The sequence below is a fragment of the Alteromonas alvinellae genome, assembly GCF_902705805.1.
This window is the reverse complement of record NZ_CACSIH010000169.1, coordinates 1-390: the sequence shown is the minus strand read 5'-3', so window position 1 is coordinate 390 and position 390 is coordinate 1. Positions and strand designations below refer to the sequence as shown.

Sequence of the window (390 nt, the reverse complement as noted above, 5' to 3'; positions counted from 1 at the left end):
CCATTAGTTAATATGCTTTTCGAGGCGTTCCTCGAACTCGATAATAAATCGACTCATCGCCTGACGCCAGTTTTGAATCGGCATCGACCATTTCTTACTGGCGTCTTTTATTGCTAGGTACACCATTTTTCTTGCTGAATCATCGCTGGGGAAGATTTTCCGCTTTTTAATAGCTTTGCGGATAACGCTGTTCAACGACTCAATGGCGTTGGTGGTGTAAATTGCCCTGCGGATGTCCTCTGGGTAATTAAATAAGGTGTTGAGATTATGCCAGTGCGTCCGCCATGATTTAGCAATTTGAGGGTACTGGCCGTCCCATGTTTCAGCAAACCGTTCTAGTTCAAGCAGAGCTTCATCTTCTGTTGCTGAGCGGTATACGCGCTTTAAATC

At 45.1% G+C, this 390-nt stretch carries 1 protein-coding gene; it reads right to left on the bottom strand.

Annotated elements, in window-relative coordinates; all coding sequences use genetic code 11:
- Window positions 1-3: 3 nt before the first annotated feature.
- Window positions 4-390, bottom strand: a 387-nt coding sequence (locus ACX5KA_RS12620; RefSeq protein WP_458731315.1) for a transposase, incomplete at its 5' end; no start/stop codon positions are given.